General features: G+C 31.0%; 7 protein-coding genes and 1 pseudogene. 6 read left to right on the forward strand and 2 right to left on the reverse strand.

The features are described 5' to 3' along the window. From Q4Q55_RS09195 to Q4Q55_RS09210, 4 genes and pseudogenes are all read left to right on the forward strand, one after another. A pseudogene (locus Q4Q55_RS09195) lies at window positions 1-268 on the forward strand (tetratricopeptide repeat protein); the annotation flags it as partial. A 60-nt stretch (window positions 269-328) separates the two neighbouring features. Continuing rightward, window positions 329-844 (forward strand): hypothetical protein, encoded by a 516-nt coding sequence (locus tag Q4Q55_RS09200; protein ID WP_303372516.1) that lies wholly within the window; start codon window positions 329-331, stop codon window positions 842-844. A gap of 473 nt (window positions 845-1317) precedes the next feature. Continuing rightward, window positions 1318-2247, forward strand: coding sequence for a hypothetical protein (locus tag Q4Q55_RS09205; RefSeq protein ID WP_303372517.1), 930 nt, complete (start codon window positions 1318-1320; stop codon window positions 2245-2247). A 59-nt stretch (window positions 2248-2306) separates the two neighbouring features. Beyond that, the gene (locus Q4Q55_RS09210) at window positions 2307-4163 is read left to right on the forward strand and encodes a lectin like domain-containing protein (RefSeq protein WP_303372518.1); all 1857 of its coding nucleotides are present in this window, start codon (window positions 2307-2309) and stop codon (window positions 4161-4163) included. A gap of 49 nt (window positions 4164-4212) precedes the next feature. On the opposite strand, the gene Q4Q55_RS09215 is transcribed toward Q4Q55_RS09210, so the two are convergent. Continuing rightward, window positions 4213-4350 (reverse strand): hypothetical protein, encoded by a 138-nt coding sequence (locus Q4Q55_RS09215; protein WP_303372519.1) that lies wholly within the window; start codon window positions 4348-4350, stop codon window positions 4213-4215. Between the two features lie 78 nt (window positions 4351-4428). Continuing rightward, on the reverse strand, window positions 4429-5139 hold the full coding sequence (locus Q4Q55_RS09220) for a tRNA threonylcarbamoyladenosine dehydratase (RefSeq protein WP_303372520.1): 711 nt from the start codon (window positions 5137-5139) through the stop codon (window positions 4429-4431). 103 nt (window positions 5140-5242) lie between these two features. Here Q4Q55_RS09220 and Q4Q55_RS09225 point away from each other — a divergent pair, with 103 nt between their 5' ends. After that, a complete protein-coding gene (locus tag Q4Q55_RS09225; protein WP_303372521.1) occupies window positions 5243-5992 on the forward strand; it encodes a TatD family hydrolase in 750 nt (249 codons plus the stop codon). Window positions 5993-6213: 221 nt separating this feature from the next. Next, the coding region (locus Q4Q55_RS09230) for an ArsR family transcriptional regulator (protein ID WP_303372522.1) at window positions 6214-6806 on the forward strand (593 nt) is incomplete at its 3' end.

Below are 6806 nucleotides of genomic sequence, written 5' to 3' on the forward strand. Positions count from 1 at the left end.
CTGTGTGAATATGGGAAATGATGCAGAAGCTATCAAATATTTAAATAAGACAATCAACATGCTAAATGGATATGGAAGACTTCCAAAAGATATTGAATCAATATATCAGAAATGTTCCTTTGAAAAAGAAAGGATTATTAAAAAAGGAGAGGTAAATGACGAAGAATTTAGGAAAACCAGATTCTTCTCTGCAAGAACTTCCATTATAATATTAATCATAATATTGATTTTCTATGTTATCTTGCGATATTTAGGCTATGGGCGGTAACAGATGTAATATTTAAATATCACCTCTTCTAAAATTATTTCATAAAATTGAGGCATGTCTATGTATAAACAAAAATTTTTTATTGTGCTGGCAATTTTTTTAGTGATATTTGCAGCCGGTACTATTGTATTTGCAGAATCCGACATAAAAACCCATGAATATAATTTTGCGGACAAGGTGTTTTTTAATATCAGCGATGATTTGACTAACGAAACAGAATTTAAACTTTCTTCAGGCGATAGCTTGGATGTGGGAGTTTATTATATTTATCCTGATGATAATGCAATCTGTTCATTATACTTTGTCGGTGAAGATGGTGTGACTGACTTCGAAGGCCATCAGGAAGATTCTTCATATGAAAAAATTGATAGCAATGCTACTTCTCAGGGATACAAAACTTATTTATTCAGAGATTCAGACGGTTATGATGTATTTGTAGAATTGAATAATCTGGCTGTTGATAAGGGTGGCATTGAGATACCGTATTACTATTTCAGCGGCAGTTTTGAATCATTAGATGAAGCTCAAATAGTCATTGATACCTTTAAAATTGATGAAAAATTGATTAATCAGTAAAAAATCGGTTTTTTTTGTTTTTCAAAATTTTAAAAAAGAAAATATTTGGAAAAATCCCAAATATTAATAAATGTTGTTTGCTATAGCTATGCTCTGAATATTTTATTTATATCATTTTTTCATCTCAGATTACAATATTCTTCACCGGAAATGCAGTACTGACAGTAGTAAATTGTCTCTGACTGCGATGGCCATTGAAATAACAGCTTAAATTATTCAATTGATATAAGTTATCTGGTTCAATAGTTTTATTTTGTACTAACGATAAAATTTTAACCATATCAACTTAATTTTAAGAGGTTGAATTCATTAAATCAAAATTATTTATAATTTTAATTATTCTATCGGTTTTATTCACTATCGCTTCCGTTTCGGCAGCTGACAATCAAAGTGAAATAATTTCAGATTCTGCTGATTATCATCCTTTCAGTGAGTTGAATCAAAACATTTCTGAAAGTACAGGTGAACTTAACATGGAACATGATTATGCATGTGACAATAGTTCAATAAGGATTATAAAAGAAAATGAATTTGTTATAAATGGTAATGGTCATATAATTGATGGGGCGGTTAATTCCAGGCCTTTTGTTTTTAATTCCAAAGATGTTGTTACAATTAATAATTTAACGTTTCAAAATTTCGTAAATTCGTCATTAAGAATTAGATCTCCAGTTATTTTCAACAATGTAAGCTTCATAAATTGTACTTCCCAGCAGGTTAATAGTTTTTTATATTGTGATGGCCAGGTCCAATTTGACGGATGCATCATTAAGGATACAAACATGACTTATAAGTTTATATCCAATTATGTAGGGGGTACTGTCTTTAAAAATTCAGTAGTGTCCGGAGGATATGTTGATGAAGGACTCATATCTGTTGATAGGCAGGATCTTATTGTTGAAAACTGTACATTTGAAAACTTCTCTTCACGAATAGGCTCTGCAATAGACTATAAGGGCAACAATCTGAAAATTAAAAAGTCAAAATTTATTAATTTAAATGCAAGTGCAGCAGGCGGTGCAATAATTGCAAAATTCTTCCCGAAAAATAATGTTACGGGTGATTCTTTCTTGATTGAAGATTGTGAATTCATAAACGTTACAGCATCAGACAATGGTGGTGCAATTTATTATGATCTTGATTCCGGATCAAATTTCCTGCTTAAGACATTGAATATAATCAATACCAGTTTCACTAATTCCAAATCAAGATATGGTGGTGCGATTGTTGATTTTGGAGGTATTTTAAACATTATCAACTCAACAATTAAAAATAGCTATGCCGGATTTGAAGGAGGAGCAATTTATACTTCATGGGCTAGTATAAACATTATAAACACTACTCTGTCAAATAACAGAGCAGAAAAAATGCGGGAGCAATCTATTTTGATAAAGGTAAATTAACCATCAAGCAGTCAAGTCTAATCAATAATCAAATTTTAAATGAATCCGGAAATGCAGGAATGGCAATTTATGCTTATGATGCAAATATTGACTTTTCAAATTCAACTTTTGACAATGGTGGAATTAGTGTTTATGCAGATTTCTTAACTAATAAAAGATTAGAAAACAATACAATAAATGATGATGAATTCTCATTAGATAATAAAAACTATATTGTTTCCGTTGAAAGCAGTGGAATAAAAATAACATTAATTAATAATTCTATTGTAGTGGATGAACTTCCATCCAAGTTTGATTCTCGTGACTGGGGTTGGGTGAGTCCGGATAAAGTTCAAGGTGACAATGATGACTGCTGGGCATTTGCAACAGTGGCATCTCTTGAATCAGCACTCCTCAAATCAACTGGAGTCCTCTACAACCTATCTCCAAATTATGTTCAAAAACTGCAGTTGAAATATGCTCGAAATGGTGATTTGAGAATCAGTTCAACAGGCTTTGCATACAGCGGTTTAGGTCATGCATTAAGCTGGTACGGCACACTTCCAATGGATGATTCTTATGATGACAGAGGAATGGCTGCAGACACAGATTTATCCGACAGCAGAATTCATCTCCAGGACGCAATGATTATATTTGGTGGGAAAAATGATACAGTTAACATGATTAAGCAGGCAATAATTAAATATGGATCTGTAAGTGTTCAAATGATTTTATTGGATGACGGTGAAGAAATTCCTACTGCTGGAGAGAATATTTCAATATTTGACCATGGAATTCATTTTGTTTCATTAGTGGGATGGGATGACAGTATAGGCAAATGGACATATAAAGATTCCTTAGGAGGTTTCAATAAGATTAATTATACAAGTAAAATACTTTTAGTGCCTGACAGATACGCGATTATTCCCCAAAATGCAGCTATTGCATATATCTTTGAAAACACTGTTGACTATCATGTAAACTACCAGACAGATTTGGTGGGACTGACAGGTTTTAATGGCAATTACACTTATTATTCAAATGAATTCACATCAAAATATGATGAGTTAATAGGTGCAGTCGGAACATACTTCAATGAATCAGGAATTGACTATTCATTTGACATTTATGTCAACGGCCTTAAAGTTCACACCCAAAGCGGCGTCAGCGAATTTGCAGGATTCAGAACAATAGTTTTAAACAAATATATTCCAATCAAAACAGGTGATGAATTTAAAGTAGTATTTAAAAACAATGCTCTTCCATATCAGGCATACTCCAGACAGCATTATGTTAGCGGAATGTCTTTTATAAGCGGTGGCGGCGAAAATTTTAAGGATATTACTCTTGAAAACAAAACGGTCTGTCTTAAAGTCTACACTGTAGCTGATGACACTAAAATAATAAACAATAAAGACATTACTGTTAATTACAATGGGGGATCATACTTTTCAGTGAAAGTTATAACTGCCGACGGAAGGGCAGTTGGAGCAGGTGAAGGTGTTAAATTCACAATTGGCGGAAAAACATACTCTGTCAAAACAAATAACAATGGAATTGCAAAACTGAAAATAACACAAATTCCAAACAAATACATTATAAAAACTTCATATAATGGTAAAACATATAAAAACACAGTCACTGTTAAGAAAACAACTCCTAAAATAACTGCTAAAGCAAAAACATTTAAAAAAGATATTAAAGTTAAAAAATACACAATTGCTTTAAAAACTAACTTAAATAAAGTAATGAAAAATGTTAAAGTTACATTGAAAGTTAAAGGTAAAACTTATATCGCTAAAACCAATTCCAAGGGTAAAGCTACTTTTAAAATAACTAAATTAATTAAAAAAGGCAATTTCAATGCAGTTATTACATTCGGAGGTAATAAATACCACAATAAAGTTAGTAAAATAGTTAAAATTATTATCAAGTAGATGATTATTTCATCTATTCTTTTTTTTTTAATTAAATGACAGTTTCATGTCACCAGTTTCTGTCTCTTCTTGGATTTCCTTTATAATCTGTGCGGATTATTTCATCGTTATTGACTTTTGAAACAATTCTTGACACTGCAAGAGCAATTGCAAAATGATATTCAGTTTTATTCATACGTTTTTGCATTATTTTCATCTGTCTATATTTTCTCTCCTTTTTTATAGATAATTATAATTTTTTTCATTAAAACAGATTTAAATCAAATCACTTACTAACGATATCTTTTACTACTTCTCCGGCAATAATTAATCCTGCAACGGAGGGTACAAAAGATGTGCTGCCTTTCACTTTATATTTTGCATTTTGATTTATTGCACAATCGTTGGTGTTTATTGGTGGTTCCTTGGAATAAACTACTTTCAATTTTTCTATATCTCTCTTTCGGAGGTCTTTTTTCATTATTCTTGCAAGTGGACACACTGATGTCTCATAAATGTCAGCTACTTCAAACATTGAAGGGTCTAATTTGTTCCCGGTTCCCATTGAAGAGATGACCGGAACGTCAACGGCATTACAACTGCAGATAATTGCAATCTTTGCCATTATCGTATCCACGCAATCAACAGCATATGAGATGTCTTCTGTAATGATATTGCTTTGTGAGTCTGCCATATAAAATTCCTTGTAAATTTCAACATTTGCATCAGGATTAATCTCTAAAATTCTCTCCTTCATTAAATCAACTTTATATTTACCGACTGTTTTTACTGTTGCAATTAACTGCCTGTTGATATTGCTTTCATCTATTTTGTCATAGTCTATCAAAATGAAATTACCAATCCCGCTTCTGGCAAGTCCTTCACAAACAAAAGATCCCACGCCCCCTATACCAAAAATAGCAACTTTGGAATCATTTAATTTTTTCATTCCATCATTTCCAATCAACATTTCTGTTCTGGAAAACTTTTCGTCCATATACACTCACCAAAAAATTTAATTTAATTCAATTTATTATATTATAATTGAAATTGAAACATTAAAAACCTATGCAAAATAATTTTTAAAAATGAGGATTATCATGATAATCGACACCCATTGTCATATTTATAATAGCGAAATGGAAAATGCAGAAGAAATAATAAAGGAATCTGCAAGAAATGACATACATATAATATTGAACGGCACTGATCCTCTAAGCAATAAAGAAGTACTGGAATTGTCTGATAAATATGAAAATGTTCATGCTGCTTTAGGATATTTTTATTCTTTTGCAGATGAAATAACAGACGAAGATATTTTTTTATTGGATAAACAGCTTAATAATGATAATGTAATTGCGGTAGGCGAGATAGGTCTTGATTATTATCATACAAAAGACAATAAGGATATACAAAAAGAATTATTTGAAAAAATGTTAAATCTTGCACATAAGCATAGCTTGCCTGTTATAGTCCATTCCAGAAAATCAATGCAGGATACATTCGATATATTGAAAAAACATGATGTGGTGGGATCCATTCACTGTTATCAGGGTTCGGCTGAAATGGCACAGGAATTTATTAAATTAGGTTTCTATATGGGAATTGGCGGGCCGATTACTCACAATAACAATAAGAAAATAAGAAAAATGCTTAAAAAAATAGACATTGGTCATGTGCTAGTAGAAACTGATTCTCCATATATGGCTCCCGAAGAAAAAAGAGGGGAAATAAACACGTCATTGAACTTGAAGTATGTTGTAAGAAAAATCGCAGAAGAATTGGATATGAATGAAGATGAAGTCGTAAAAATAACTACAGAAAATGCAAAAAGATTATTCAAAATATGATGTTTCGAACGGTCAATAGTGAGTTTTTAAGTGGTGATAAAAGATAGTATATGGACTAGTTTATTTTGTTTTAAACGAACAGTTCGTATCGTTCATTTGAATTTTTTTCATATATGTTCAGTTTTAATATAATATTTTTAAATAATATTCAAATTTTTAAATTTTAGATATCTTTATTAACTAATGATTTTAAATATAGTTGTATAAAAGGGGGATTTAATGTGAATGACAAAAAACCAATTCAAATTTTCTCTAATTTTAATGAAAATATTGGGGTCAACGTTATCAAAAGTCCAGTAAAGCTCACCATCTTAGAAATGCTTAGAGATAGTGATATGGAATTTGATGAAATCGTTAATAATACTGGTAAATCTAAATCCACAGTTTCAGTTCATTTAAAAGGTTTAAGAGAAAGTGGAATTATATCCTATAGAGTTCATCCTGTTGATAATAGAAAGAAAATTTTCTATCTGAATTCCAAATACTTGGGTTCTGTTAATTTTTCCGAGCCAAAGGAGATTAAAGAAACTCGAGCTGATTACCTAATTGAAAATCTTGTTGATGAGGATGCAGAATTTTCAACATTGCTTTTCCATACTCTAAAATCCATGCTTATTCAAGAAGGAATAAACATCGATCCTATTATGCAATCTACCGGTAATAGTATTGGTAATTCAATTTTTGGAAAGTTATATGATGAGGATTTAGATGTCTTCATTGAGAATATCGCTACTTTTTGGGAAAATAAAGGTTTAGGTAGAATTTCATTTGATTTGGGCCAAATTATTAGAATTACAACATATGACTGTTTTGA

It is taken from the genome of Methanobrevibacter sp., assembly GCF_030539555.1.
Taxonomy (GTDB): Archaea; Methanobacteriota; Methanobacteria; order Methanobacteriales; family Methanobacteriaceae; genus Methanocatella.